The organism is Pseudohongiella sp. SYSU M77423 (genome assembly GCF_029911965.1).
GTDB lineage: Bacteria > Pseudomonadota > Gammaproteobacteria > Pseudomonadales > Pseudohongiellaceae > Pseudohongiella.
In genome coordinates, this window is record NZ_JARYTH010000002.1 from 210,079 (window position 1) to 236,813 (window position 26,735).

Sequence of the window (26,735 nt, forward strand, 5' to 3'; positions counted from 1 at the left end):
GTCAAATCTCCTGTCGGCCGGATGTGCGCGTTGGTAAATCAACGTAAAAGCAGGAACCCTGATTGACGGACGAGCTGAAACCGATCTGCCCTCCCATTTTATCCACGAGCTCTCGTGTGATGGCCAGGCCCAGGCCAGTCCCCCCCTTTTGCCGAGAATCAGTTGAATCAGCTTGAGAAAATTTTTGAAAAATTCGCTCCTTGAATTCTTCGGGTATTCCTGGCCCCTCATCTATAACCTTGATACGTATACCATGCTCCTGGTTTTCCACGCGAACAAGCACCTCACCTTGGGCCGGAGAAAATTTGATGGCGTTCGATAAAAGGTTAGCCATAACCTGCATTAATCGCGTCGAATCAACCATAACTTCGAGGTCCCCGATGTCATCTATACAGCGCAACTGAACCTGATACTGCCTGGCGTATGGCATATTTTCCCGGATAGACGCTTCTATCAACGGTTTGAGTTCTTGCCATTGCAAGTTGATGCTCAATTTGCCGAGTAACATCTGCTCCATGTCAAGCAAATCATTTATCAACAAAAGGAGACGCTGGCTGTTTTTCTCCGCAATCGTCACCATGTCGTTAAACGGCCCATCAGGTGAGCCTAGCGAACCAGACGCCATTAGCTTAAGGGCACCGTGAATCGCTGTAAGGGGCGTTCGAAGCTCATGGCTGACCGTCGATATAAACTCGTTTTTCATGCGATCCAGCCGCTTGCGGTCGGAAATGTCCTCAATGATGGACCAGATCAGTTTCTGGCCGTTGGCATCTTTAACGACCATACCGTTCAACAAAACCGGGTAACGACTACCGTCTTTACGGATGTACTCCTTTTCATAAGGTCCGTAGCGCCCAGTTTCCTCCATTTTTTGTAACTGTATTTGCTCCTGTTCAGCATACTCCTCAGGTGTCACTTCCCAGTAGCTCAGCTGCCGAAACTCCTCTTCGGAGTAGCCGGTGGGTGCAATCAGTGCCGGATTGACATCAATAAATGTCCCAGTTTCAAAGTCATTAAGTGCAATTCCCAGTGGAGAGAGCTCGAAAAGACCGCGCAAACGTGCTTCGCTGATACTGAGCGCCTGTTGTGCTTCAATCTGTTTGGTGATGTCGGCGTGTGTGCCTGTCATCATCAGCGGCTCTCCATTTGCATTGCGGCTGATCAACTTGCCCCTGTCATGCACCCAGACCCAATGTCCGAGTTTGTGTTTCATTCGACAAACAAAATCGTAGAAATCGGATTTGCCAGCAAAGTGCGCTTCCAATGCCTGTCCGGAGTGTTGCAAATCATCTGGGTGAGCCAGATTCATCCAAGTCTCAATGCTGACAGGTGCCAGTTCCTCAAGTGTATACCCGACAATGTTGGCCCAACGCTCATTAAAAACAGTTTCTCCGGTTTGAACGTTCCACTCCCATGTGCCGATATTGGTGCCCTGAATAAATGATGCGAGTCGTTGTTCAGCACGCTCGGCGCGCAGGAGCTGGTCGCGAAGATGGTTCTGCTGAAATTCCTGTTCAACGAGATCTGCCAGGTCGCGCAGCAAAAGCTTGTCCTGGCTTGTAAATGTTCGAGGTTGAGGATGAATTAAACACAAGGTGCCAATATTCTGATCATCAAAGGATTTCAATGGCGCGCCGGCATAAAACCGTATATTGGGTGCGTCCGTCACCAGCGGGTTGTCCCGAAATCTTGGGTCCTCGTGGGTATCGGAAACAACCAGAAATTCGTCCTGCAAGATTGTGTGACCACAGAAGGAAATACTGCGTTCAGTTTGAGTGACATCAAGTCCCTGACGAGATTTGAACCACTGAATGTCTTCTGCAACCAGAGAAATCAAGGCGATTTCAACACCAAACACGCGCTGTGCCAATCGCGTGATGCGGTCAAATCGAGCCTCAGCGGCGGTAAACAATAATCGCAGACTGTGTAATGCCTTCAAGCGCTCAGGCTCGTTACAGGGTATTGCAGGTTTCTGCATGAGCGCCTCCAGGGCGGGTCTCTTTCTAGCTCTCTGAAAGACTTCCAGGAAATTCTGTGATCAGCTTACACCACTCTTCCTGTCTTAAACCATTCAGTTGCGCTGATATCATCGCTGGACATGGGTTTGGATAACAGGTATCCCTGATAATTGTCGCAACCGATTTCTTTCAGATAATTAAGTTGCTCTATTGTTTCCACACCCTCTGCCACTACTTTCATGCCTGTTCCGTGTCCAAGCTGGACCATCGTGGACAGGAGGTTGTCGTCGCTTGATTCTGACCAGGAGTTGATAAAACTGCGATCTACTTTCAGTGTTGATGCCTGTATTTTGCTCAGGTAACTCAACGAACTATAGCCAGTGCCAAAATCATCCAGGGCCAGTTTCACGCCCAATGCTTTTAAATCGTTGATTGACTTGGATGCATTATGCCAGTCCGCCAGCAAAACAGTTTCAGTAATTTCAAGTAATACGCGGTTTGATGGCACCTGATAGTGGTGCAGTAAGTGTTCCAGGACACGAATAAAGTCCGGCTCCTGAATGTCTCGGGCCGAGAGGTTAACAGACACATAAAGGTCTGGATGCTTCGCACGCCAGGTCGCCAACTGTGCTAGCGCCAGTTCCAGCATGGATTTGGTCAGCTGAGTTATCAAACCGTGCTCTTCCAGGACAGGTATGAACTCAAGTGGTGGAACAAGACCTCGTACTGGGTGTTGCCATCGGGCTAGTGCTTCAAAACCGGTCAACTTCCCATCTGCGACGGAAAAAATGGGCTGATACACCGCAATGAATTGCCCATCCTTCAACCCACGCCTGACTTCCTGCGCCAGGTCAAAGGTCAGTACCTCTCGCTGTCTCATGGAGGTATCAAAGTAACAGATGCTGGTTTCTGTCGAGCGTCGGGCGGCGAACAAAGCTGTATCCAGGTACTGCAGAAGTTCATCAGCGTTGTTGGTATCTTTTGGTGCTACAACAACGCCGATGTCTGCCGATAGCAAAACGGTTCGCTGGTCATCGAACTGCATGGGCTTACTCGTTTCGACGGCTAGTGTTTTCGCGAGCGTGTCAATGGTTGATGGGTCAGTCGTCACAGCCGTCATGACTAAAAATTCATCGCCGCTTTCACGACACAGCAGATCATCCAATGTCAGACTCTGCGACAACTCCCATGCGAGGCGTTGCAATACCTGATTGCCAGTGAAATACCCATAAAGATTATTCACGGTATGAAAATGCCTGATATCGATTTTCAGTACTGCAAAATGTTCACTGGGATTTAAAGTCTCCAGCCGGAGTTGAAGTGCTTTGCGAAACGTCTTAAGTGATGGGAGTGCCGTCAACTGGTCATATTGCTGCCAGTGTTGATCGTAATTGATATAAGTACGAGTCAGGTGATTGTGTTTGCGCGTCGAGCGGGCCTTGATCACCATGTTCAGGCGCCAGGGTTCGATGGGTTTGTTAATAAATTCATCGCTGGTTAATCTGGCACAGGCCAGTCTGACGTCCGTGTCAGCAGAGGCAGACATGAATAGAAGCGAAATGTGAGCAAAGCGCTCGTGTTGACGAATCAGTTGTCCTAGCTCAATGCCGTTAAACTCCGGCATGTAAACGTCAATCAGTACAAGGTCCACGGATTCCTGCTCAAGCAGGTTTATGGCTTCTGTCGCAGAGCTTGCGGTATGAACTGCGTAGCCTGACCGAGTCAAGATTGATTCGTAAAGAATGAGAAGATCTGCATCATCATCAACCAGTAACACACGAAATGCATCTGCTGGTTGCAGATCGAGTTCCGAGCCCAGTATGAACAGCAGACGATGCTGGTCTAGAGGTTTACTCAAGAAAAAATTTCCACCTGCCCGCACTGCCGCCAACCTGAGATCCATTGAATCAAAGGCAGATACGAAAATCACCGGCACGGGCTTGCCACTCCGTTCATGCCAGCTCAACACAGTTTGCGCACCGGCCTTGCGTTGGCCATAGAAATCCATGTCGACGATTACGGCTTGAGGAGAGATGCGTGCGACCGCGTCTTCAAATCCGGCTATGTCGTTCAGACTGAATACGGTGTAGCCGTGATTTCTTAAAAAGTGGCACAGCTTAAGGCAAAAATCCGTGTCGTCATCAACAACCAGTATTCTGACCTCGTCTGGATTGTAATCCGGGCTGGTGAGGTCCGAAGTCGAAGTATGTGGCCCCGCGGCAGAATCCTGGTCTGACTCGTCAAGGCGGAGGCGGGCAAGCAGCTGATTGACCGGCTCGGTCAGTTGGGTCAACAGGTCGTCCGACGCCGGTTTTTCCTGATGATCAATCGTGTGTTCAAGCGAGCGGGCTAACTGGGACAACTTTTCAAAACCATACGCTCGACCTGAACCAGCAAGCCTGTGGGCAAGCATGGCAAGCTGTTCCAGGTGAACGGAACGTCGATCCTGTTGGAGAGATGACCAGTGTTGTTCGATCTCTGATCGATAGTTTAAAAGGTTGCGCCGATAGCGTTCACGTAAAATGGCGAGTTCATCATCGAACTGAGAGTTCATTCACGCACTCCTTGCGGTAACTTGGGGCAAGTTTAAACAAATATAACTGTTGTTCATAGACATACAGCATTCTTCTAGCTTTTGTCTTGAATGTTGTCAGGATCCCCGTCAGTCTTCTCTTAGGACATGAACGAACATTGATTATGCCTTAATCGCGGTTCAAATTGGAAACTCGGAAAATCAGCGCGCTGGGATAACAAAGCGTCAGCCAGGCATCGCAGGGGGCGTGCCCGACTGGAACAGGATGTCGTTTACCGGTAATATTGAGGGGATTCAATCACAAGGTCTGTCATTTCGACCGTGGACATCCAATTGATAACCCGATCACTGATCAAGACAATAAGCCTTATCTTGATGCTTGTATTGCCATCCCAGGCGCTTGCCAGTGGGCTGCTGGCCTGCGAGCAGCATCGGGACGTAGCAGTGCTCCAGTCACACGCCGCGGCACCGCATGATTCGCACCTGTCATCAGCTGCCAGTCCCGACTGTCACGGGCAGCCCCCGATCATTAAATCAGCTGGCGATGAAAGCAGTGATCATGCCGCCTTGGAGCTGGAGTGCCGCCACTGCATCAATTCATGCCAGAGCAAACCTGGCTTTGATGAACATGGTGCTGGTCGACTGACAGCTGACCATGCGGATGCAACACTCAATGCCGGCGTGTCTGTCACGCTGCCTGGATACACAAACCTGCCACAACGCCCTCCTTGCCTTTAATCCTTTAAAGCTTTTTTGATACGTCGCCCGCCAATCACGCTGTGATTATGCGCTGCGGGCCTGTTTCTGGAATCTGTGACGTGCTGGTGCTTCCTTGCGAGCGCCGGACGTATAAAGGGTTAGATGATGATTAATTCACAGTCTCGCGGCTACGCGCTATTACTAATTTTGTTTCTCGCAGGCTGCAGCAGTCTGGAGCCTCCCAGTGATGCTGCTCTGATGCCGCCATTGGCCGCTATTGTTGCAGGTATCAACGCAGATCCTGGATTCATTGTTTCGTCAGAGCAGGCTACAGAGCCCGCGTCGAATGATGGAGCCAATGTCGGGTTGGAATGGCCGGACCCGCGTCAGGCGCAGCGCTGGGCAATCGCTAACGCGCCTCGAGTTAGTCACATGATTGCCGAACTTCAAAGCAGTCAGGCTGAAATCTGGAATGCATCAATGCTGGAAAATCCCGGATTTGAGCTAAGCTTCCTCGAACCTGAGGCCGACTCAGGCAGATGGCAGTTGGAAGCAGGACTGGAGCTGGGATTGGCCGATTGGTTGACGCGTTCGGTCCGTCTGGACCGGGCACGTGCCGTCCATCTGGTTAATCAGTTGGATGTACTGGATGACCTGACCGAGTACCTTCATCAGATCAGGCATACCTGGCTGAACGCGGTTGCGAGCAGACAGCAGCTGGCGGTTCACGATGGTCTTTATCAGACGGCGTTTGCCATGCTGGAGTTTGCGCAGCAGGTTCAGGCAGCGGGGAACCTGAATGAGCTTGATTTTCTCGTTTATGAGACTGAGCACGCGCGACAGCAGCGCGCTCTGCAGGCAGCGAGACTGGAGGCGGATATCGCGATCAGCGAACTGCAATCGCTGCTGGGTCTGATGCCCGATCAGTTACCCGTGTTGCCGGATGCGCTCCCGGAAGTGCCCGCCCCTGACAGTCAGTCGCTGATGGACGCGGAACAGGCCATGAACCAGGCCGAACAGTTTCAACCCCGCCTGCGCCTGCTGGATGAAGCCCTGAATCAGCAACTTGCCTCAGAACGCCTGATACGGCGTGAATACGGCCTGCTTGATGGTGCGGTGCAGATTGGCGCTGAGCGTGAGTCGAATGGTGAACGCAGGCTGGCACTGGGTGGTTCTATCGAGCTGCCCCTGTTTGATCGTGGACAGGCGCACCTGGCAGAAATTGCGGCGGCGACATCCTCGCTGACGGCCGAGATTGAGCAGGCCCGAAGCGAGACCCGGCACATAATCTCCCAGGCGCTGATGTCGCAGCAATCGGCAATTGAGCTGGCCCAACAGGTCAATAATGAGGATCTGCCCCGCCATCAGCGCATGCTTGAGCTGGCTCTGCAGGAATACAACTTCATGCTGCGAGATACCTTTTCCCTGCTGACACTTAGAGAACAGGTGTTTGACGCACAGCTCGAATACATAGACCACACGCTGGCCTTCTGGAAGGCACAAAGCCTGCTGCTGAGCGTGACGGGCACTGAAGCACTCGGGATAACCGAGACAGGAGAATTCCAATGAACAGACGACAAATGATTGCCGGTGCGGCCTCTCTGCTTGGCGCTGGCCTGGTTTCCCGGGCGGGTGCGCAGCCTTCGACGGCAATCGAGGAACTCGCACAATCCAGTCTGCCTTCGGCAGATGCGCTTCCCTACACGCCTGTTATTACACCCAACGGTCGCACCCTGCCCTGGCGCATGCGTGACGGCGTCAAGGAGTTTCACCTGATCGCTGAGCAGGTGGAACACGAGTTTGCACCGGGAACAAAAATCAAGGCCTGGGGCTATAACGGCTCTACGCCAGGTCCTACCATAGAAGCTGTCGAAGGTGATTTTGTCCGCATATATGTCACTAACAGACTGCTGGAACCCACCACCATTCACTGGCATGGATTGATCCTGCCATTTGGTATGGATGGCGTGGCAGGTTTGACGCAGCGCGCGATTGATCCGGGCGAGACCTGGGTTTATGAGTTCGAGTTAAAACAGCATGGTACGCATATGTACCACCCACATTCCGATGAAATGGTGCAGATGGCCATGGGCATGATGGGCATGTTCATTATTCACCCGCGAGCTGGCAACAATCCGCCTGTTGATCGGGACTACGCCCTGCTGTTGCACAACTGGGCTGTTCGTCCTGGCACCTACCGTCCGGACCCCAGTGTCATGGTTGACTTCGACCTGTGGACGATGAACAGTAAAGTCTTCCCTGCCATCGCTCCATTAATGGCACGAACCGGTGAGCGAGTTCGGGTGAGGATTGGTAATCTGTCGATGTGGAACCACCCTATGCACATGCATGGCGTGCAGTTCGATGTAACCGGTTCTGACGGCGGCCGCTGGCCCCGCGAGCAGTGGCGTAAGGAGGTGACAGAGCTTGTTGGTGTCGGTCAGACGAGAGACCTTGAATTTGTTGCGGTCGCTGGCGACTGGCCTCTGCATTGCCATATGGCGCACCACACCATGAATGCCATGGGCCATGACATCACCAATACCATCGGTGTTAACCAGAGAGAGGTAGCAAGGCGTATCAGACAACTGGTCCCCGGCTATATGCCGATGGGCGAACACGGGATGTCAGAACATCAGATGCATATCGACATGGGGCATATGCAGGGGCCTGAGAATACCCTGCCAATGATGGGCGGTATGGGCCCATTCGGGTCGATGGAGATGGGTGGCATGTTTACCCTGATCAAGGTTCGTGATCAGGGCGAGGATCTGGATCCGGCCGGCTGGTTCAGTATTCCCGAGGGGACCCAGGCGCGCCGTGTCGAGGGTCCACCAGACGATCTGCCGACTTAAACCGGATCAAAGCAGACCCAGTTGCGGCCCATCTGTTTGGCTTTATATAAAGCCTGATCAGCCCGGGCCACAACGGCCTCTGTGGATTCGCCCGCCTGCAGTTCAGCAAGGCCAATGGAGACAGTCAACTCATTGGCTTTCTCTACCCGGCGTCGAATGTCTTCCGCCAGGTAGGCTGCCTGGTCGAGTGTTGTGTTGTCGGCGATAATGACGAACTCTTCGCCTCCATATCGGAACAGCGAATCGGTTGCTCGCAGTCTGGCCCGTAGCAGATCGGCAAGACGTTTCAAGACTTTGTCACCTGCTGTATGACCTTCGGTGTCATTGATTTTTTTGAAGTGATCCAGATCAAGCATCAACACGGTCACTGGGGTGTTGTGGCGCAAATGCTGGTTTTTAACGCGGATCAATGCGTTCTCAAGCGCCGTTCGATTGCCAGCTCGGGTCAACGGGTCCTTGGTGAGCAACTCTTCAAGTTCACGATTTTTAGTTTCGAGCTGTCTGGCATAGGCATACAGGAAGACATTGATCATGGCGTTGGCCATAGCGAATCTGACCATGATATCACTTGATTCGAAGGCCAGTGGAAGAACGGCGATACAGGCTATGACATTGATGGCCAACGCTCTGTTGCGGCTGACAATATAGTAGTTGGCAACAGCACTGGCGATAACCCAGTAGCTGCCAAGAACGCCCATCTGGATGTTGATAATGACGGTCACGCCCATCTGAACAGAAGCCAGAAAAAGCGCAATCCATTGATTGAAACCATGTCGGATAAGCAAAACCAGAGACACTATCTGAAGTGCGATGACAGGTAGCAGCAGGTAGGTGATCATCGAGTTGCCCCAGATGAAATGCCATGCAGCGAAAGGCATGGCGACGGTGACGCCACAAAGCGCAACGGCTATTAGCACCTGTCGGTAAAAAACGACATCCCGGTAGTAAATCTGGTGATCAGTATTTTGATGAATCGGCATTATTGGTTACTAGCCACTGGCTCCCGCATGGTTACAAATTCCTCAGCTGCAGTGGGATGAATGCCGACTGTGGCATCAAAATCCGCCTTGGTGGCGCCACATTTGATGGCCACAGCCATCCCCTGCACGATTTCTGCTGCGTCGTCTCCGACCATGTGTAGTCCGAGAACGCGATCGCTCTTTCTGTCCACGATGAGCTTCATCATACTGTATTTTTCTTTGCGGCTCAGCGTGTATTTTAGTGGTCTGAACTGACTGCGATAAATGTCGATCTCTGAATAATCTGCGCGTGCCTGTGCTTCGGTTAAGCCGACTGTCGCGATTTGTGGGTCGCTGAAAACTGCTGACGGAATATTGTCCCAGGCGTAATCAGTGACGGATCTGCCAAAAAGGCGGCGCGCCAGAACCTGGCCCTGCCCCAGGGCAACAGGTGTCAGGTTGACACGATTGATGACGTCGCCAACGGCATAGACACCTTTGGCACTGCTCTCAAAAACGCTGTCAACGATGATGGAGCCGTTTCTTTCTGTAGACACCCCTACTCGCTCCAGACCCAGTCCAGAGGTTGCAGGTCGCCGCCCGGTGGCAAACAGCACTTTCTCAACCTCAATTTCACTGCCGTCAGACAGGCCGACACGAGAGGTGCCAGCACTGGTTTTGCCGATCTGGCTGACTTCTGAATTCAAATGCAGATCAAAATCACGCTCAGCACAGCTGGTGTAAAAACTGCGTATATCCTGATCAAAGCCACTCAGCAATTGGCCGCCACGGTGAATCAGGTGAACATGGGTGCCAAGTCCCTTGAATATCCCGGCCAGCTCGGTGGCAATAAACCCGCCGCCGACAATCGCCACGCTGCGCGGTTGCTCCGTAAGTTCGAAAAAATCATCGGAATTGATGGCGTGCTCGATGCCGGGAATGTCTGGCATCCAGGGTTGACCACCGGTCGCAATCAGAATGTGCTCTGCGGTCACCGTCTGCTCGCCGACTCGAATGGTGTTTGCCGCTTCGAACGTGGCAAAACCACGCATGAGTGTGACACCTGCGTTTTTCAGTAGGTTCTCGTATATGCCATTCAGTCGTTTGATTTCATTATCTTTATTCGATTTTAAGGATGACCAGTCAAAACCTGGCTTTGTAAACTCCTGCCAGCCAAAGGCAGCACTTTCCTGGAAGTCCGCGGCAAAATGTGCAGCGTAGGCATAAAGTTTTTTGGGTATACAGCCAACATTGACGCAGGTGCCTCCCATAAATCGCGCTTCGGCAATTGCCGTGCGGGCGCCCAGCCCTGCAGCAATTCTGGCGGCTCTTACACCACCGGAACCGGCGCCAATCACAAAAAAGTCGTAGTCGAATCCAGACATAACGTTATAGTCTATTCCGCGGCAAACAGACGGCATTGTACATGTTCTGAGGTTTTTTTTTCATAATATTCAGATACAAAACGTATCATTTGGCAGGGATTTTTGAACTTCGAAGTTGATATTTGCATTGTAGGCGCCGGCGTCTGCGGGCTGGCGATCGCCCGACAGCTCAGCCAGTCACTGCCCAGTTCAAGCGTTGCGCTGATCGAGCAGGCCGAAAGCGTTGGTCAGGGCATCAGCAGTCGTAATAGTGAGGTGATCCATGCGGGAATCTACTATGCGCCTGACAGCCTGAAAGCGCGCCTTTGTGTGGCGGGCCGGCATCTGCTTTATGAATACTGTCGACAGTATCAGGTACCTGTCCGTCAGATCGGCAAACTGATTGTGGCACAGTCAGGCGAGGAAGATACGCTGAACAGGATCGCAGATAATGCGCGCGCCAGCGGAGTTGAGAATCTGCAGAGCCTGAATGCTTCCCGGATCGCCAGTCTCGCGCCGGCAGTAAGAGCAGATGCCGGCTTATGGTCGCCCAGTACGGGTATCATCGATAGCCATGAGTACATGCAGTCCCTGCTGAAACAGGCACAGGCCAACGGCGTCATGTTGGCGCTGGCGACGCGGCTCAACGAGGTGAGGCCAGAGGACAGTGGCAAAAGGCTGGAACTTGAAATGACCAGCAACTGGCGTCGCAACGGTGCGGAAACTTCAAGAGTCGCTTGTCGGTTACTGATCAACTGCGCTGGACTGGGGGCCCTTGATATTGCGGAGCGCCTGCACCAGGCAGGTGTCGCAACGAATCAGGCACTTCCGAAGATCAAGTGGGTAAAAGGCAATTATTTTGCCTATCAGGGGCGCACCCCGTTCAGTCATCTGATCTATCCGGTGCCGGACCCGACGGGCAATGGTCTGGGGATCCACGCTACACTGGACATGGCTGGAAACTGCCGGTTCGGGCCGGATGTAGAGCAACTGGCGCACGACATGAACAGTGAAGATGTGCTTGATTTGAGTGTGAATGCGTCGCGTCGCGACATGTTTGCCAGACAGATCCGGCGCTACTTCCCTGCCCTGGATGAATCACGTCTGGTGCCCGATTATGCAGGTATTCGCACACGCGTCACAGGTGATGGTTTCCAGGATTTCCAGATTGTGGAGCAGCAGCTGGAAGGCTGTGCGGCGATCCATTTGCTGGGAATTGAATCGCCCGGGCTGACGGCCAGTCTTGCGCTCGCGAATCACCTCGCAGAGCGCATTTCGCAACAGCAGTTACTCGGCTGATGCCGTCTGGAACTGTGAGTCGAAGTCTCCAACATGGGTATAGACCTCAGCGGTACCATCGGCGTTTAGCAGATAAACATCGTAAGGCTGAAAGCGGTCGCCGACTTCCATTCCAGGGCTACCGATGGGCATGCCAGGTACTGCCAGACCGATAGCATTTTCCGGTTTGTCTGCCAGGAACTGATGGATCAGATAGGCTGGAACATGACCTTCAAAGACAGACCCGTCTTCAGCCACAGCGGTATGGCAGGAGTGATAGCGCAGGCCAATGCCGCGGCGCAGTTTTTCAAGTGTCAATTCGTCATTATCAAGATGCTGGACAGTGAAGGCAAAACCCCGCGCAGAGGCGTGATCTACCCACATGCCGCAGCACCCACAGGTCGGGCTTTTGTAGACCTCCAGTGCAATGGGATGCTCGGCTGCGCTGGCAACGCCAGGATTACTGTCTGGTGAACAGCTGACAAGCCAGATCAGCATACACAGACTTGCAAGTTTTATAATTGAGTTCAATGGCATGGCGTATTCTCCTGGGAGCGGACTACAGGTTCAGGATGATGATCTGACATGTCTGAACTGTTGACCGCTTCGTTGATTCGAGAAAGGTAAATCCTGCAAACAGTCTACCATGATCCCAGGAAGGCGTTGCCTTGCATTGCGCTGAATGGCGAAATTATCTCGCGAATTCGTGCGGCCGCTCCGGCGGTCTCGGCGTTGAAGCCCAGCCCTATTCCGGCTGGCTGTTTGCCCTGCACACCCAGCGGTGTGCTGCAGACAACGTCAAGACGCAGCATTTCGGCCTGGGATTCGCCCGGCAGTCGCAACAGCAGCATCACCGCGTCGCTGCTGAGTTCGTCATAGTCTCCTGGTATAAACAGGCCACCCTGTTTGAGAAACGGCAAGTAGCAGGCGGCGAGTATGGCCGGATCGTCAAAGTAGATCTTCAAAACGCGCGGTGGCTTATAAGCCGGCGTGGCGAGTAGTGTTTGCAAGAGTCCATTCTCCATGCGTCATTATTGTCTTCCATGCAGGCTGTATGCCTTGATCGGTCACCTGAAACGGATGCAGTCAGCGACCGGGTGACAGTTCCTGCCATTGACTCAACAGATACTCCAGACTCATCAACAAATTAGGATTGCTGGTGGATTCCTGCTGAGCTGAAACTCTGTAAATTTCACGCTGCAGTTTGAGCAGTTGTCTGATACGTGCAGATGTTCGGCTTTGCGGCTCAACAGCAAGCGAGCGCACTTGCTCAGTACACAAATCGGTCATCAGGTTTATAGCATGAGCGACTGGCTGTTTCTCACAGAATCGCGCGACTTCGGTCACGGATTCCTCTCCGTTTCTGAGCGATATCAGTTTATCAGTAAGAATCTCGCGCCAGGCCGGGACACCCTCTTCCAGCATGCGCAAGGCAGCAAATGGCTGCCGCGGAGCCAGTGCCGCCGCTGATGCGAGGGTGTCGCTGTCAGCAGCAGACATCGTGGCAAGCCAGGCTTGTGTGTCCGAGAATGTCGGGGAAGGCAGAGCGACGTTCTGACAACGACTTCGGATGGTCGCAAGCAGGCTATCACCACTATCTGCTATCAATAAAAACAAAGCCTTACCGGGCGGTTCTTCAAGGCTCTTGAGCAGAGAGTTGGCCGCAGCCGTGCCGAGTGCCTCGGCTGGCTGGATTATAATGACCTTGGTGGCACTTGCCTGATTACTGGTTTGCTGCACGTGATCGGCAATCTGGCGAACCTGGTCAATTTTGATGGCGCGACTGCCCTCTTCCGGCTTTACCTGCAGGACATCTGGATGATAACCCTTGGCGAACAGCAGACATTGCCGGCACCGACCGCAGGCTTTACTGTGGGTGATTTTATCAGCCTCACACAATACGTAATGAGCCACACCAAGAACGAATTGGTGACGACCGGTGTCAGGCAGACCTGTGAACAGATAGGCATGAGCCAGACGGTCGCGACGCTGCTGGCTGACTATCTGCTGCCAGGCAGAGTGATGCCACGGATAATAGCTACCGACAGCAGCTACCGGGTTGCCAGTTTGTTGGTGTGTCAGATCGCTCATGGGTTCTGCGTTACCGGTGGTCTGGCCTTAAGGATGAATTTCGAGAGCTCCCGTTTGAGACATGCCTGAACATCAGACAGCTCCTGCCCGGCATCAATGATCAGGTATCGTGAGGGGTCAGCCGCAGCTCGCCGCAGGTACTCGTCACGGACAGCCGCAAAGAAACTGATGGCCTCCTGTTCAAACCGGTCAGGTTCACCGCGTTTGCGGGCGCGGGCCAGGCCGACTGCCGGTTCAATATCCAGCAACAGAACAAGGTCTGGGCGCAGAGAGCCCTGGACCAGCGTCTCCAGCGTGGCGATCGCCTGCTTGTCGAGATTGCGACCGCCCCCCTGATAGGCATAGGTAGCGTCCGTGAAGCGATCACAGACCACCCACTGGCCTCGCTGCAGGGCCGGTTTGATGCGCTGCTCAAGATGTTGCGCGCGAGCCGCAAAGACCAGCAATAATTCGGTCAGCGCGTGCATGTTTTCTTCACGGGGCGTCAGTAACAGTTCGCGGATCTGCTCGGCCAGCGCCGTTCCACCGGGCTCACGGGTCTGGATGTAGTCGATCCCGGCTGCCTCCAGGCACTCCACCAGCCAGGCGAGGTTGGTTGTTTTGCCGACGCCTTCAATGCCTTCTACGGTGATGAATTTACCCATCCCCTTCCCTGACCCATCCATCATTGTCTAGTCACTCGTGCGGTTGAGAATGTATTGACGCACAGCAGCGTTGTGCTCTTCCAGTGTGTCGGAAAACTGATGACTGCCATCGCCTCTGGAAACGAAATACAGTGCCGTTCCCTCTGCCGGGTGCAGACTTGCCTCTATCGACGCCCGACCGCTGAGGGCAATCGGTGTAGGCGGAAGCCCGTTAATCCGGTATGTGTTCCAGGGCGTGGTCGTTTCAAGATCGCGGCGCCTGATATTTCCCTGATACTCGGCACCCATCCCGTAAATTACCGTTGGGTCCGATTGCAGGCGCATGCCTCGCTGCAGGCGGCGCACAAAGACGCCTGCGATTGCATTCTTTTCGGCATTGTACCCTGACTCGCGCTCGATGATTGAGGCCATGATCAGCGCTTCCCACGGGGTCTCGTATGGTAGCGCCGCATCCCGCGCTGGCCAGAGCTCATTCATGGTCTGCTGCAGTCGCTGATTAGCGCGTCGCAGAATATCAATATCGGTTGTGCCACGTGTGTGGAAATAGGTATCAGGAAATAGGCTGCCTTCCAGAGCGGGATAGGGAGATTGCAGTTGTGCAAGTATCTCCTCGTGCGTCAGGCCCTGAAGCGTGCTGGAAATCGTGTCAATGGCCCATAACTGACTCAGAGCCTGATCGATGGTCCAACCCTCAACCAGCGTGACCGGATATTGCACATTCCGCCCGGAGACCAGCAAGGCAAGAATCTCTGGCGGTGTCATTGAGGGCTCTATTGCAAACTCACCACTGCGGATGGAACGATCCTGGCCCTGCGCACGAGTCCAGGCCGCGAATATGCGAGGCCACTTGAGGCCGGCCTCGCGTTGTAACAATGAGGCCACCTGATTGACCCCAAATCCCGCCGGGATGTCGATCACAATGCTTTCAGCGGAGGAGCCGCCCTCTCCTATCGGTGATTCAAGATAGCGGTTTAGGCTCAACCAGCCAAGCAGTGCCGCACTGATGCACAGTGCCACCATGACGCAGAAGAACTTGATAAGCCGGGAAAGAGAAAGCATGGCGGCATTATGCCAGAACTTGCTGAATTTCTCTGGCAAAACGGTGCTGAGGAAACAGGATCTCCTGTCCGCCAACTGAGACACAGTTCACCGGCCATATGCCGATGATGGAGTTACAGACAAACATTTCCTGAAAACCCTGTATTTGCGTAACAGGCAGCTGCCCCACGACCAATGACCAGCCACGCTGCTCTGCCAGCGTCAGCACCAACTGGCGCATGATTCCTGCGATGCCCGCCTCAGCAATTGAGGGCGTAAACAGGCTGTCCTCATTGGCCAGAAAGACATTGCTTCGGGTACCTTCCAGCAACCTGCCGGCGGTATCCACCATCAATGCTTCCTGCGTGTCCTCATGCCTTTGTGATGCCTGCTGCAGCTCAATACTGGCAAGAACCTGCTCCAGACGATTGAGGTGCTTTACACCGGGCAGAACGGCGGGACTGGCAACCGTTTGCCTGGCCGTGATGCAGGTGATTCCGTGTTGCTGGTAATGGGACAGCCTGGCGGGCAATGGATGCGATTGCAGAATGATGCGGGGCTTCGCGTCGGCTGGCGGCTGGTATCCACGGCCACCACTGCCGCGAGTAATGATCAATTTGATTACGGCGTTATCCAGGGCCTGATGCTGCAGCTCAGACAGGAAACTCTGCAGCTGGCTCTCGATAGTTTCAGGCGATACCGTAATGGAGAGTTGCCTGCAGCCAGCAAGCAGTCGTTGCAGGTGCTGCTCGAGGTGAGAATACTGTCCTGCCTGCAGGCGCATGGTTTCGAACAGACCATCGCCGTACATCAGACCACGGTCTGATGTCGGCAACTGGTCAGTCATCATGCCGTCTACCTGAGTAAGCTGCTTCGGCATCTGCATGACATCCGCCTCGGTGACGGACTCAGGGTGCTTTGGTGAAAATCAGTGAACCATTAGTGCCACCAAATCCAAAGGAGTTGGTCAGTACGGCCCTTAACGCGGCATCACGTGCTGTATTTGGCACGTAGTCCAGATCGCAGCCGTCATCCGGTTCATCAAGATTGATTGTTGGTGTAACGACCTGATCGTGCAGCGACAGCACACTGATGATGGCTTCGACCGCACCGGCCGCACCCAGCAGGTGACCAATCATGGATTTGCTGGAGCTGACTGCCAGTTTGCTGGCATGCTCACCGAACACAGTCTTGATGGCCTGGGTTTCTGCAATGTCGCCAGCCAGCGTGGACGTGCCGTGTGCATTGATGTAATCAATGTCGCTGGCGTCAAGTCCGGCACTGTTCAATGCATTTTGCATGCAGGTCGCCGCGCCGCGTCCGTTCTCTGAAGGTGAGGTCATGTGGAAGGCGTCGGCGCTCATGCCAAACCCGGTCAGTTCGGCGTATATTTTTGCACCGCGTTTCACTGCATGTTCGTATTCTTCAAGAACCATAATGCCGGCGCCATCGCTGAGCACAAAGCCGTCGCGGGATCTGTCCCAGGGGCGGCTTGCGGACTGCGGGTCGTCATTGCGGGTCGAAAGCGCACGAGCGGCACAGAAACCGCCCAGACCCACTGGTGATGTTGCCATCTCTGCACCGCCAGCCAACATGAGATCAGCCTGACCAAGAGCAATCATCTGGGCGGCGAGGCCAATATTGTGTGTGCCGGTTGTACAGGCGGTGGTTATTGCAATATTGGGTCCCTGCAGGTTGTAACGTATGGACAGCGAGCCGCCGATCATGTTGATGATCGAGCCCGGTACAAAAAATGGGGAAACCTTGCGGGGACCAGAGTTGCGAATCAGTTCAGCGGTATCTTCGATAGCACTGATGCCGCCAATGCCCGAGCCAATCGCCGCACCAAATCTGGCAGGATCGAATGCTGCTTCGTCGCCTTCCAGACCGGCATCCCGCATCGCCTGGACGCCGGCGCTGACGCCGTAGACCAGAAAGACATCCATGCGTTTGGCGTCTTTGGGAGCAATATAGGGTTCGCTGTCAAATGCTTTGATCGAACCACCGAAACGTGTGCTGAATGCAGACACGTCAAAATGCTCGATCAGGTTGATGCCGCTGTTCCCTGCTTTAAGTCCATCCCAGGTGCTTGTCACATCGTTGCCAAGTGGCGTGACCATCCCCAGGCCGGTAACTACTACTCGTCTGCCGTTCAAAGCGTAGTTCTCCACGTAATAAACAAAAGCTACTCCAAGTCTGTCCCCGGAGTAGCTTCTATTAGAGTCAATCCGATATGCGGAATGCTATTACAGGTGCTGGTTGATGTAGTCGATTGCCAGCTGGACAGTTGTGATCTTCTCGGCTTCTTCGTCCGGAATTTCAGTCTCAAACTCTTCTTCGAGAGCCATAACCAATTCCACGGTGTCCAAAGAATCGGCGCCCAGATCTTCAACAAAAGAAGAGGAGGCTTTGACATCTTCTTCTTTCACGCCAAGCTGCTCGCAGACAATTTTTTTCACGCGTTCTTCAATGCTGCTCATAACTCTTATTAGCTCCTAGTACCTTAAGGTTTGTCATGCATTCCGATTAAATTGGTTATTATTTGACCAACTGACATAATCCGAATCGCAAGTTTACATCTATTTTAATGCGCTTGTAATCTCAAACTCGAAAATAATTGAATGCTTCGAATTATTTTTCATAAATTTCAGCATCTTATTATTTCTTTTTCACTAATTGCTTATCCTATAATCGAACCCTCGTCAGTGTTGGTTCAGGCCATGTACATACCACCATTGACCTGAATGGTTTCACCTGTGATGTAGGCGCCGGCATCGGAAGCCAGGAAACTGGCAACCGAAGCGATTTCCTCTGGTTTGCCGAAACGGGCCAACGGAATCTGGGCCAGCAGCGTTTCAATCTGTTTTTCGTTAAGCGCCCGGGTCATATCGGTATCGATAAATCCGGGGGCGATGGCATTCACGGTAATGCCGCGTGAACCAATTTCACGGGCCAGAGAGCGCGTGAATCCCTCTGCTGCTGCCTTGCTGGCAGCATAATTGCTCTGCCCGGGATTGCCGCTTGAAGCGACCACCGAGCTGATATTGATGATTCTTCCCCAACGGGCCTTGGTCATTGCCTTAAGCGCGGACCGACACACGCGATAGAGTGAGTTGAGGTTGGTGTTGATGACACTGTCCCACTCATCCTCTTTCATGCGCATCAACAGATTGTCACGCGTGATCCCCGCGTTGTTGACAAGAATCAGAGGCGGCTCACCCAGCTCATTACTGATGGCCTGCATGACATTGTCTACTGCTTCCATTGACGATACGTCTAGGCAAAATCCTTTGCCTTTGATGCCATTTTCGGCAAAAAATTCCGTAATTGCCTGAGCGCCGTTCTCGGTGGTTGCAGTACCAGCCACGATAACTCCCTGGGCGCCCAGCTCTGCCGCAATGGCACGACCAATTCCGCGGCTCGCGCCAGTGACCAGTGCAACTTTTCCTGAAATGCTCATCAGCATTGACTCCTTGTTCGCAACGTTGTGCTATTTGACGTTCTGCAGCGCTGTCGCCAGCGCTTCTGATGAATCAGCCGCAAAACACTCGAGTTCCGGGTGAATGCGTTTCACCAGACCACTGAGCACCTTGCCGGGGCCGCATTCTACAACCTTGGCGATGCCAAAGTCGCGCATACAGTAAATTGTGTCCACCCACTGCACGGGCATATAAAGCTGTTTAAGCAGATTATCCTTGATCTCGCCGGGCTCACGCGTCGCGCGTCCATTGATATTCTGTACCACGGGGATTTCCGGGCGGCGGAAGTCTACCTTCGCCAGGTCGTCGGCCAGCCGGTCAGCAGCCGGCTTCATCAGGGCGCAGTGAGACGGAACACTGACATTAAGGGGCAGAGCCCGCTTGGCGCCGGCGGCTTTACATGCCTCCATCGCGCGCTCGACAGCGGCCTTGCTGCCTGCAATCACGGTCTGGCCGGGAGAGTTGAAATTTGCCGCTGAAACAGTGTCACCATCGGCGACGCCGGCACAGATATCATCAATGCGATTGTCGTCCATGCCAATGATCGCGGCCATGCCGCCGGTACCCGCCGGAACGGCGTCCTGCATATACTGGCCGCGTTTATGGACCAGTGATACGGCGTCGGTAAAGCTCAATACACCGGCGCAGACCAGAGCAGAGTATTCACCGAGGCTGTGACCTGCCAGCATTTCCGGCAAAGGGCCCTTTTCCTGCATCCAGGCACGCCATAACGCCACCGAGGCCGTCAACAGAGCCGGTTGAGTGATGTAGGTTTGATCCAGCAGACCGTCAGGGTTGTCGACGACTATCTGCCACAGGTCCTGACCAATCACAGCCGAGGCTTCGGCGAATGTGGTGCTGATGACTGGGTGCTGTTCAATCATGTCCGCAAGCATCCCGCTGCGCTGGGAGCCCTGGCCAGGAAATACGAATCCAATCTTAGGCATATCTGTTTCTCGCTGTTTACACCATTTTACCGGCAATCAGTGCCGGAACGTTATCGTTGATCTGTCTCAGGGCATGCTCTATTGCTTTGAGAAAGCCCTTCTCGTTGGCATTGCCATGGCTTTTTACGATGATACCCTGCAGTCCCACCAACGTGGCGCCGTTATAACGGGCAGGATCTATTTCTCGGCGCAGATCCCGCAGCAGTGGTTTGAGTATCCAGCTGAACGTCTTGTAGTACCAGCGTCTGGCGATACTGCGTCGCATCAGGGCCTGAAGTGCCTTGACTGCTCCCGCGCTGGTCTTGATGGTTATATTGCCGGTGAAACCGTCACAGACGATGACATCGGCATGCCCTGAAAACAGCTGATTGCCTTCGATGTATCCCAGGTATTCAAAATCCGGGTTATCGGCCAGCAGTTGCGCGGCATCCTGGATGACGGGCGTGCCCTTGATGGACTCCTCGCCAATATTCAGCAGAGCGACTCGAGCAGATTTGCGCCCGGATAATGAGCTGGCCAGAACGGCACCCATGCAGGCAAATTGATAGAGTTCTCGCGCAGAATTGCGCACATTCGCGCCAACATCCAGAAGATAGCTGTATCCACCGGCACGCGTCACTGGGATCATGGCCATAATGGCGGGTTTGTCGATACCGGGGATGGTCTTTAACAGATGGCGACCCGCCATCAGCAGGGCTCCGGTGTTTCCGGCGCTGACACAGGCATCAGCAAGGCCCTGTTTCACCTGGTCGATGGCGATGAACATGGAGCTGTTGCGGCTGGAACGAAGAATTCGGTCGGGTCTGTCATGGTTACTGATCACATCATCAGTATGCAGGACACTGGTACGGGCACGCAGAGCGGGAGACAGTGAGTCCAATGAGGGATTTATCTCCTGCTCAGGGCCCACCAGTATTAGATGCAGGTCATGATGTCGGCGCAGCGCTTTGAGCGAGGCCGACACCGTGACATGGGGGCCATGATCGCCCCCCATTACATCCACTGCAATACGTCTGACTTTCGTCAAACTTACTCGTCGCCCAGATTCAGTACTTTTTTGCCTTTGTAAAAGCCATCTGCAGTCACGTGGTGACGGCGATGTACTTCACCTGTGGTTTTGTCCACAGACAGAGTTGCGCCAGTCAGAGCATCGTGGCTACGACGCTGGTCGCGACGAGCGCGGGATTTTTTGTTCTGTTGAACGGCCATTTCAGGTACTCCTGTTTATAAAAACGATAACTAAATCAGTGTGTGTCGCTGTTTTTTTCGCTGTTGTTCTTAAGTGCTGCCAGCACCGCAAATGGGTTGCTGGCTGATGACGCGGACTGTTTCTCCGAAGCCTTTGCTGGCGGCGTCACCGAAGCCGTGTGTGGTTCGCAATGTTGATGCGTTGCCACAATCGGCAAACCCAGTATCATCTGTTCTTCTATCAGCTCTGGCGGTCTGATTTCCTCATCGACATCCAGCAAGGGGTCGATGTCCGCCGGTAACTGGCGAGCGCTGTCTTCGCTTCTTACCACCGCAAGGTTAATCGGTTCACTCACCGCGACCCTGACTGTGTCGAGGCAGCGCTGGCACTGCAACGATAATTCACCGTATACGCGACCTTCGATTTTGCGTCTGCGAGCGTCGTCAAACCCAAATTCCAGTCTGGCACTGACTCGCCCTTCGGCACTGCTGAGCATGCTGCAAAGCTGCTTCAGCTCAGCAACCGCAATACTTCCCTCTATCAACAGCCCCTGTCTGAAGACCTTTCGGGAGTCCAGAATTGCAGGTACTGGGGAGGCAAAATCGAGGGTGTCAGCCATAGGCGCGCAATAATAGGGGCAACGGCGTTCGCTGTCAAAAAAATATGCGCTTTTTTGCATATTTTACGGGTTGTTACTGCCAGTTTCGGCTTTACGCCCGGCTTTCGTCAAGTTGTGTCAGTAATTCCTGCATGGCTGATCGCAGTGGCGCTGAGACTGCCAGTGTCTGGCCTGATACAGGATGGTCCAGAGACAGAGCGCTGGCATGCAGGCATAAAAAGCGCAGTTTGCCGAATGAGTGCGGGCGATGGTAGGTATACTTGTCGTCCCCCAGAATAGGATGACCTGCCTGTTGGCAATGCACGCGGATCTGATGAGTACGCCCGGTCAGCGGCCTGGCCTCGATCAGGCTGGCCGTGCCGTAGTCCTTTAACAGACGAAACTCAGTCTGCGCAGATTTTCCGCTATTGTCAGTCTTGACGATCCGTTCTCCCTGCTGGGGCTGAACCCTCAGCAGGGGCGCATCCACTTGCGTCAGGTCTGCTGACCAGCTGCCATGCACGATGGCCTGGTAGATCTTGCTGACCTGCCGCTTTTTGAAGGCCACTTGCAGGGTTTTGAGCGCAATCGCCGATTTCGCCACCAGCAGACAACCAGAGGTCTCTTTATCAAGTCGGTGTGCCAGTTCCCGATAGCCACCCTCGCCTGCCATATAGCGCAAGGCCTCAATCACGCCGGCTGCCGTGCCGGTTCCCGCATGCACGGGCATTCCGGCGGGTTTGTTGAGCAGTAGCAGATGATCGTCTTCGTACAGGATCGACTGCTGCAGGGCGCGCTGCAGCTCAGCACCTGGTGGTACTGGCGCGTCCCGCACACTGAGTCGCAATGGCGCAACACGAACGACATCGCCTTCCGTGACTCGACTGTCGGGCTTACAGCGTTTTTTATTGATGCGAATCTCGCCTTTGCGAATAAGTCGGTAAAGGTGCGACTTGGGTAATCCACGTAGCCGCGACATGAGAAAGTTGTCCAGTCGCTGACCGGTAGCGTGTTCACCCACTGAGATATACTGGACCCCAGTTGTGGCTGCCCCCTGGTAATTCCTGTCAGCTTGCGGTGAGTGTTTTTGATCATTCATGGCTGCGGCCTGATCGCTGTGCGGCAAAGCCGGCATTATATCAGTGTTGCAGTTCAGCTGACGGACAGATTGATCCGGCAGCCCAGCCCTGAATAGTGTAAAATCCGCGCTGCTTGAAATTTAGCCGCTATTTGATTCCACCTCTCGAGTTATATACAGGAAGTCCCGCATGCAGACCCTCAAAGAGACGCTTGATGCTGCCGTAACCAAAGCACTGGTCAAGGTGACCGGCATCACTGATGCCAGAGCGCAGGTCATCTACGCCTCCCGCCCCGAGTTTGGTGATTACCAGGCCAATGGCGTGATGTCAGTCGCGAAACAGCTGCGTCGCAATCCCCGAGAGGTTGCCCAGGAAGTACTGGCTGCTCTGGATGTGGCGGGACTGGTCAGTCGAGCCGAGGTCGCCGGACCGGGATTTATCAATCTGTTTCTGGATGACTCAGCGCTAAATACGCGTGCTACCGCGATTCTGCAGTCGAAGGCACCGTTGATACTGCCCGATAACACTACACAGACCATTGTGGTGGATTACTCCAGCCCGAACCTTGCCAAGGAAATGCATGTCGGGCATTTGCGAGGCACCATCATCGGCGACACGATCGTCCGCGTTCTCGAAGCCCTGGGACACTGCGTCATACGACAGAACCATGTGGGCGACTGGGGAACTCAGTTCGGCATGCTGATCGCACACATGACATCACTGATTGAACAGGGTGAATCAGTGTCTGGCAGCCTTGCGGATCTTGAGAGTTTTTACCGGGCTGCCAAGCAGCGTTTCGACGATGAACCCGGATTTGCTGATCTGGCGCGCAGTTATGTTGTGCGGCTGCAGCAGGGTGACGCCGAGTGTCTGGCGGCATGGCAGCGTTTTATCGAAGAGTCCCTGCGCCATTGTCAGGAAGTTTACGATCAGCTTCAGGTCAAACTTAAGCCCAGCGATCTCTGTGCGGAAAGTTTCTATAACAATGACTTGCCGAAGATAGTTAATGAGCTTTCTGCCAGAAAGCTGCTGACCGAGTCAGATGGTGCGCAGTGTGTCTTCCTGGAAGAGTTCACAGGTAAAGACGGCACTCCCCTGCCCGTGATCATTCAAAAGCGGGATGGCGGTTATCTTTATGCCACGACCGATCTGGCCGCCGTCCGCTATCGCTCTGGTCAGCTCGGCGCTGACCGGGTGCTGTATGTCGTTGATGCCAGACAGAGCCTGCATTTTCAGCAGGTATTTGCAGTAGCACGCGCCGCAGGTCTGGTTCGTAGTGATTGCAGCCTGGAACATGTTGCCTACGGCACGATGATGGGTGAAGACGGCAAACCATTCAAAACGCGCAGTGGTGATACTGTCAAACTCAAGGCGCTGCTGGATGAGGCTGTCCAGCGGGCATTTGCGCTGGTGTCCGACAAGAACCCGGATCTGCCAGAAGCACAGCGCCGGGAAATCTCGGATACGGTGGGTGTCGCGGCGGTAAAGTATGCTGAGTTGTCCAAGAATCGCACCAGCGATTACATATTTGACTGGTCTACCATGCTGTCTTTTGATGGCAATACGGCACCCTACATGCTGTACGCCTACGCGCGAATTCAGAGCGTGGTCCGCCGCCTGGAAGCAGAAGGTGTTAAACCGGGCTCACAGATTCAGGCGATTGCCGCAGAAGAACGAGCCTTGTTGCTGAAGATTCTGCAACTGTCCGAGGCTGTCCGTCAGGTTGGTCAGGATTGTTATGCGAACCAGCTGTGTCAGTATCTGTTTGAGCTGGCCGGCTTGTTCATGAAGTTTTACGAGAGCTGCCCGATTCTTAAATCCGAGCCGGAGATACAGGCCAGTCGTCTTGCGCTGGCCAGCCTGACTGCGCAGACATTGCGTGAAGGTATGAATCTGCTTGGTATAGAACCGCTGCAGCAGATGTGAGAAAGTTTCTGACTTCTTTTGTTTGCGGGGCCTCCCTGCCCCGCAAACACAGACCTCAAATCAGTTGCACAACTCAAGCAGCAACTTGTTGAGCTGCTGGCTGAACCGGGCTGGATCTTCCAGTTCATTGCCATCAGCCAGACTCGCCTGATCGAACAATATTGAAATCAGATCGCCGAAGCGCTCTTCGTTTTGCTCATGTTCCAGCTTGTCGACCAATGGGTGTGTCGGATTCAGCTCGAAGATCGGCTTGGTGTCAGGCACTGCCTGTCCGGATGCCTGCATGATGCGTCGCATCTGCGCGCCCATATCGTCCTCATCAATCGCCAGGCAAGCCGCTGAGTCAGTCAGGCGGTGACTGATTCTGACTTCCTTAACGCGCTCTCCCAGTGCATTCTGGACGCGCTCGAGCAGAGGTTTCAGCTCTTCTTCGAGCTTTTCCTGCGCCTTTTTCTCTTCCTCGTCATCCAGCTTGCCCAGATCAAGTTCGCCGCGGGCAACATCCTGCAGCGGTTTGCCATCGAATTCATGCAGATGGCTCATCAGCCATTCATCAATCCGGTCGGACAACAGCAGGACTTCTATGCCTTTCTTGCGGAAAATTTCCAGGTGCGGGCTGCCTTTGGCGGCTTTGGCGGAATCAGCAATCAGGTAGTAGATCTTCTCCTGATCAGACTTCATGCGTGAAATATAATCTTCCAGGCTCTGATCCTGCCCAGTGCTCTGCTCGTGGGTGCTGGCAAACATCAACAGCTTGGCGATAGCCTCGCGGTTGCTGTAATCCTCACCTGGACCTTCCTTGAGCACCTGACCAAACTCTTTCCAGAAAGTGGCGTATTTCTCAGGCTCGTCTTTTTTGAGCTTTGCCAACATATCCAGCGCACGTTTGGTCAGTGCACTGCGCATTGAATCTACAGCTGGGTCTTTCTGCAGAATCTCGCGTGATACGTTCAGGGAGATATCGTTGGAATCCACGACACCTTTGATGAAGCGCAGGTACAGAGGTAGAAACTGCTCAGCCTGATCCATGATAAAGACGCGTTGCACGTAGAGTTTCAGACCACGGGCGCCATCACGATTCCACAAATCGAACGGGGCTCGAGCAGGAAGATACAGCAGGCTGGTGTATTCCAGCTTGCCTTCTACCTTGTTGTGGCTCCAGCTAAGTGGTTTCTCGTAGTCGTGAGAGACATGCTTATAGAACTCGACGTATTCGTCGTCGCTTACCTGCGTCCTTGGGCGTGTCCACAGAGCCTTGGCGTCGTTGACTGCCTCGTATTCAGGTGCTTCAGCAGACTTACCTTCATCTTTATCGTCGAAGTTCTGCTTTGGCAGCAATACCGGTATGGCAATATGATCCGCGTATTTCTTGACGACCTGACGGATTCGATAGGCATCCGCAAAGTCTTTGGAGTCATCACGCAGCTTCAGAATAACTGTGGTGCCGCGACCCGCCTTCTCGGTTGCCTCTATGGAGTAGTCAGACTCCCCTGCTGAGACCCAGCGCACCGCGTCGCTGGCGGCTGTGCCGGCCTTGCGGGTTATGACCTCAACTTCGTTGGCAACAATGAATGCTGAATAGAAACCGACACCAAACTGGCCTATCAACTGGGAGTCTTTTTTCTGGTCACCACTGAGAGACTGTAGAAACTGGGCGGTGCCAGACCGGGCAATTGTACCCAGGTTGCTGATCACGTCTTCGCGATCCATGCCTATGCCGTTGTCGCTGATGGTGATGGTACCGGCATCCTTGTCAAAGTCGATCAAAACCCTGAGGTCGGTATCACCCTCGTAAATATCGGGGTTGGACAAAGCCTGGAAGCGGAGCTTGTCTGCAGCATCCGATGCATTTGAAATCAACTCGCGCAGGAATACTTCCTTATTGCTGTACAGCGAGTGGATCATCAGCTTCAGTAGCTGCTTGGCTTCGGTTTCAAATCCACGCGTTTCCTTTTTCATATCTGTTGTCATGCAACAAACCTCTGCTGTCTTGAATTCTATTAATCAGTGTCTGGTCTCTGGTCGCCTCGCGCCTGGCCATCTTGGCAAATGCCCGCGTGAAGCAAGTAGAGCCCAGAAACAAAAAAGCCCGGAGACC

The 26,735-nt window shown here is 53.7% G+C and carries 24 protein-coding genes; 5 read left to right on the forward strand and 19 right to left on the reverse strand.

The window, feature by feature from the left end; genetic code table 11:
* Nucleotide 1 precedes the first annotated feature (1 nt).
* Nucleotides 2-1,978 (reverse strand): PAS domain S-box protein, encoded by a 1,977-nt coding sequence (locus QGM61_RS04795; protein ID WP_281132183.1) that lies wholly within the window; start codon nucleotides 1,976-1,978, stop codon nucleotides 2-4.
* Between the two features lie 65 nt (nucleotides 1,979-2,043).
* Nucleotides 2,044-4,512 (reverse strand): EAL domain-containing protein, encoded by a 2,469-nt coding sequence (locus QGM61_RS04800; RefSeq protein ID WP_281132184.1) that lies wholly within the window; start codon nucleotides 4,510-4,512, stop codon nucleotides 2,044-2,046.
* Nucleotides 4,513-4,866: 354 nt separating this feature from the next.
* On the opposite strand from QGM61_RS04800, the gene QGM61_RS04805 reads away from it, so the two are divergent.
* The 3 genes from QGM61_RS04805 (at nucleotide 4,867) to QGM61_RS04815 (ending at nucleotide 8,045) form a co-directional block, all read left to right on the forward strand.
* Complete coding sequence (locus QGM61_RS04805) at nucleotides 4,867-5,229, forward strand: hypothetical protein (protein ID WP_281132185.1); 363 nt, start codon at nucleotides 4,867-4,869, stop codon at nucleotides 5,227-5,229.
* A gap of 123 nt (nucleotides 5,230-5,352) precedes the next feature.
* Complete coding sequence (locus tag QGM61_RS04810) at nucleotides 5,353-6,759, forward strand: TolC family protein (RefSeq protein WP_281132186.1); 1,407 nt, start codon at nucleotides 5,353-5,355, stop codon at nucleotides 6,757-6,759.
* The gene (locus QGM61_RS04815) at nucleotides 6,756-8,045 is read left to right on the forward strand and encodes a multicopper oxidase family protein (RefSeq protein ID WP_281132187.1); all 1,290 of its coding nucleotides are present in this window, start codon (nucleotides 6,756-6,758) and stop codon (nucleotides 8,043-8,045) included. The genes QGM61_RS04810 and QGM61_RS04815 overlap by 4 nt, the downstream gene beginning before the upstream one ends.
* On the opposite strand, the gene QGM61_RS04820 is transcribed toward QGM61_RS04815, so the two are convergent.
* Both QGM61_RS04820 and gorA read right to left on the reverse strand, forming a co-directional pair.
* Nucleotides 8,042-9,025, reverse strand: a complete 984-nt coding sequence (locus QGM61_RS04820) for a GGDEF domain-containing protein (protein ID WP_281132188.1) — start codon at nucleotides 9,023-9,025, stop codon at nucleotides 8,042-8,044. The two genes, QGM61_RS04815 and QGM61_RS04820, sit on opposite strands and share 4 nt — an antisense overlap.
* Entirely contained in the window at nucleotides 9,025-10,389 is a 1,365-nt protein-coding gene (gorA, locus tag QGM61_RS04825; protein ID WP_281132189.1) for a glutathione-disulfide reductase, read from the reverse strand. Before gorA ends, QGM61_RS04820 begins: the two co-directional genes overlap by 1 nt.
* Before the next feature lie 102 nt (nucleotides 10,390-10,491).
* Here gorA and QGM61_RS04830 point away from each other — a divergent pair, with 102 nt between their 5' ends.
* A complete protein-coding gene (locus QGM61_RS04830; RefSeq protein ID WP_281132190.1) occupies nucleotides 10,492-11,667 on the forward strand; it encodes an NAD(P)/FAD-dependent oxidoreductase in 1,176 nt (391 codons plus the stop codon).
* Here QGM61_RS04830 and QGM61_RS04835 read toward each other — a convergent pair.
* The 14 genes from QGM61_RS04835 to QGM61_RS04900 form a co-directional block, all read right to left on the reverse strand.
* Entirely contained in the window at nucleotides 11,656-12,183 is a 528-nt protein-coding gene (locus tag QGM61_RS04835) for a DUF411 domain-containing protein (protein WP_281132191.1), read from the reverse strand. The genes QGM61_RS04830 and QGM61_RS04835 overlap by 12 nt on opposite strands.
* Before the next feature lie 104 nt (nucleotides 12,184-12,287).
* A complete protein-coding gene (locus QGM61_RS04840) occupies nucleotides 12,288-12,656 on the reverse strand; it encodes a pilus assembly protein PilZ (RefSeq protein WP_281132192.1) in 369 nt (122 codons plus the stop codon).
* Between the two features lie 76 nt (nucleotides 12,657-12,732).
* Complete coding sequence (gene holB, locus QGM61_RS04845) at nucleotides 12,733-13,737, reverse strand: DNA polymerase III subunit delta' (RefSeq protein WP_237134120.1); 1,005 nt, start codon at nucleotides 13,735-13,737, stop codon at nucleotides 12,733-12,735.
* Nucleotides 13,734-14,381 (reverse strand): dTMP kinase, encoded by a 648-nt coding sequence (tmk, locus tag QGM61_RS04850; protein WP_281132193.1) that lies wholly within the window; start codon nucleotides 14,379-14,381, stop codon nucleotides 13,734-13,736. Before tmk ends, holB begins: the two co-directional genes overlap by 4 nt.
* A gap of 27 nt (nucleotides 14,382-14,408) precedes the next feature.
* Nucleotides 14,409-15,440: an endolytic transglycosylase MltG gene (gene mltG, locus QGM61_RS04855; protein WP_281132194.1), complete on the reverse strand. Its 1,032-nt coding sequence runs from the start codon at nucleotides 15,438-15,440 to the stop codon at nucleotides 14,409-14,411.
* Between the two features lie 7 nt (nucleotides 15,441-15,447).
* Nucleotides 15,448-16,305, reverse strand: coding sequence for an aminodeoxychorismate lyase (pabC, locus tag QGM61_RS04860; RefSeq protein WP_281132195.1), 858 nt, complete (start codon nucleotides 16,303-16,305; stop codon nucleotides 15,448-15,450).
* Nucleotides 16,306-16,327: 22 nt separating this feature from the next.
* Nucleotides 16,328-17,575 carry a beta-ketoacyl-ACP synthase II gene (fabF, locus tag QGM61_RS04865; RefSeq protein WP_237134116.1) on the reverse strand — a complete coding sequence of 416 codons (1,248 nt, stop codon included), beginning with the start codon at nucleotides 17,573-17,575 and terminating at the stop codon, nucleotides 16,328-16,330.
* A 90-nt stretch (nucleotides 17,576-17,665) separates the two neighbouring features.
* Nucleotides 17,666-17,899 (reverse strand): acyl carrier protein, encoded by a 234-nt coding sequence (gene acpP, locus QGM61_RS04870; RefSeq protein WP_058021632.1) that lies wholly within the window; start codon nucleotides 17,897-17,899, stop codon nucleotides 17,666-17,668.
* Nucleotides 17,900-18,132: 233 nt separating this feature from the next.
* A complete protein-coding gene (fabG, locus tag QGM61_RS04875; protein WP_237134115.1) occupies nucleotides 18,133-18,879 on the reverse strand; it encodes a 3-oxoacyl-ACP reductase FabG in 747 nt (248 codons plus the stop codon).
* Between the two features lie 30 nt (nucleotides 18,880-18,909).
* On the reverse strand, nucleotides 18,910-19,845 hold the full coding sequence (gene fabD / locus QGM61_RS04880) for an ACP S-malonyltransferase (protein WP_281132196.1): 936 nt from the start codon (nucleotides 19,843-19,845) through the stop codon (nucleotides 18,910-18,912).
* A gap of 16 nt (nucleotides 19,846-19,861) precedes the next feature.
* Complete coding sequence (gene plsX, locus QGM61_RS04885; protein ID WP_237134113.1) at nucleotides 19,862-20,872, reverse strand: phosphate acyltransferase PlsX; 1,011 nt, start codon at nucleotides 20,870-20,872, stop codon at nucleotides 19,862-19,864.
* 2 nt (nucleotides 20,873-20,874) lie between these two features.
* Entirely contained in the window at nucleotides 20,875-21,054 is a 180-nt protein-coding gene (gene rpmF / locus QGM61_RS04890) for a 50S ribosomal protein L32 (RefSeq protein ID WP_237134112.1), read from the reverse strand.
* Between the two features lie 35 nt (nucleotides 21,055-21,089).
* The gene (locus tag QGM61_RS04895) at nucleotides 21,090-21,653 is read right to left on the reverse strand and encodes a YceD family protein (protein WP_281132197.1); all 564 of its coding nucleotides are present in this window, start codon (nucleotides 21,651-21,653) and stop codon (nucleotides 21,090-21,092) included.
* Nucleotides 21,654-21,744: 91 nt separating this feature from the next.
* Complete coding sequence (locus QGM61_RS04900; RefSeq protein WP_281132198.1) at nucleotides 21,745-22,731, reverse strand: RluA family pseudouridine synthase; 987 nt, start codon at nucleotides 22,729-22,731, stop codon at nucleotides 21,745-21,747.
* A 169-nt stretch (nucleotides 22,732-22,900) separates the two neighbouring features.
* Between QGM61_RS04900 and argS the strand changes: the two genes are divergently transcribed.
* On the forward strand, nucleotides 22,901-24,637 hold the full coding sequence (gene argS / locus QGM61_RS04905) for an arginine--tRNA ligase (RefSeq protein ID WP_237134109.1): 1,737 nt from the start codon (nucleotides 22,901-22,903) through the stop codon (nucleotides 24,635-24,637).
* A 60-nt stretch (nucleotides 24,638-24,697) separates the two neighbouring features.
* On the opposite strand, the gene htpG is transcribed toward argS, so the two are convergent.
* Nucleotides 24,698-26,608, reverse strand: a complete 1,911-nt coding sequence (gene htpG / locus QGM61_RS04910) for a molecular chaperone HtpG (RefSeq protein ID WP_237134108.1) — start codon at nucleotides 26,606-26,608, stop codon at nucleotides 24,698-24,700.
* Nucleotides 26,609-26,735 lie beyond the last annotated feature (127 nt).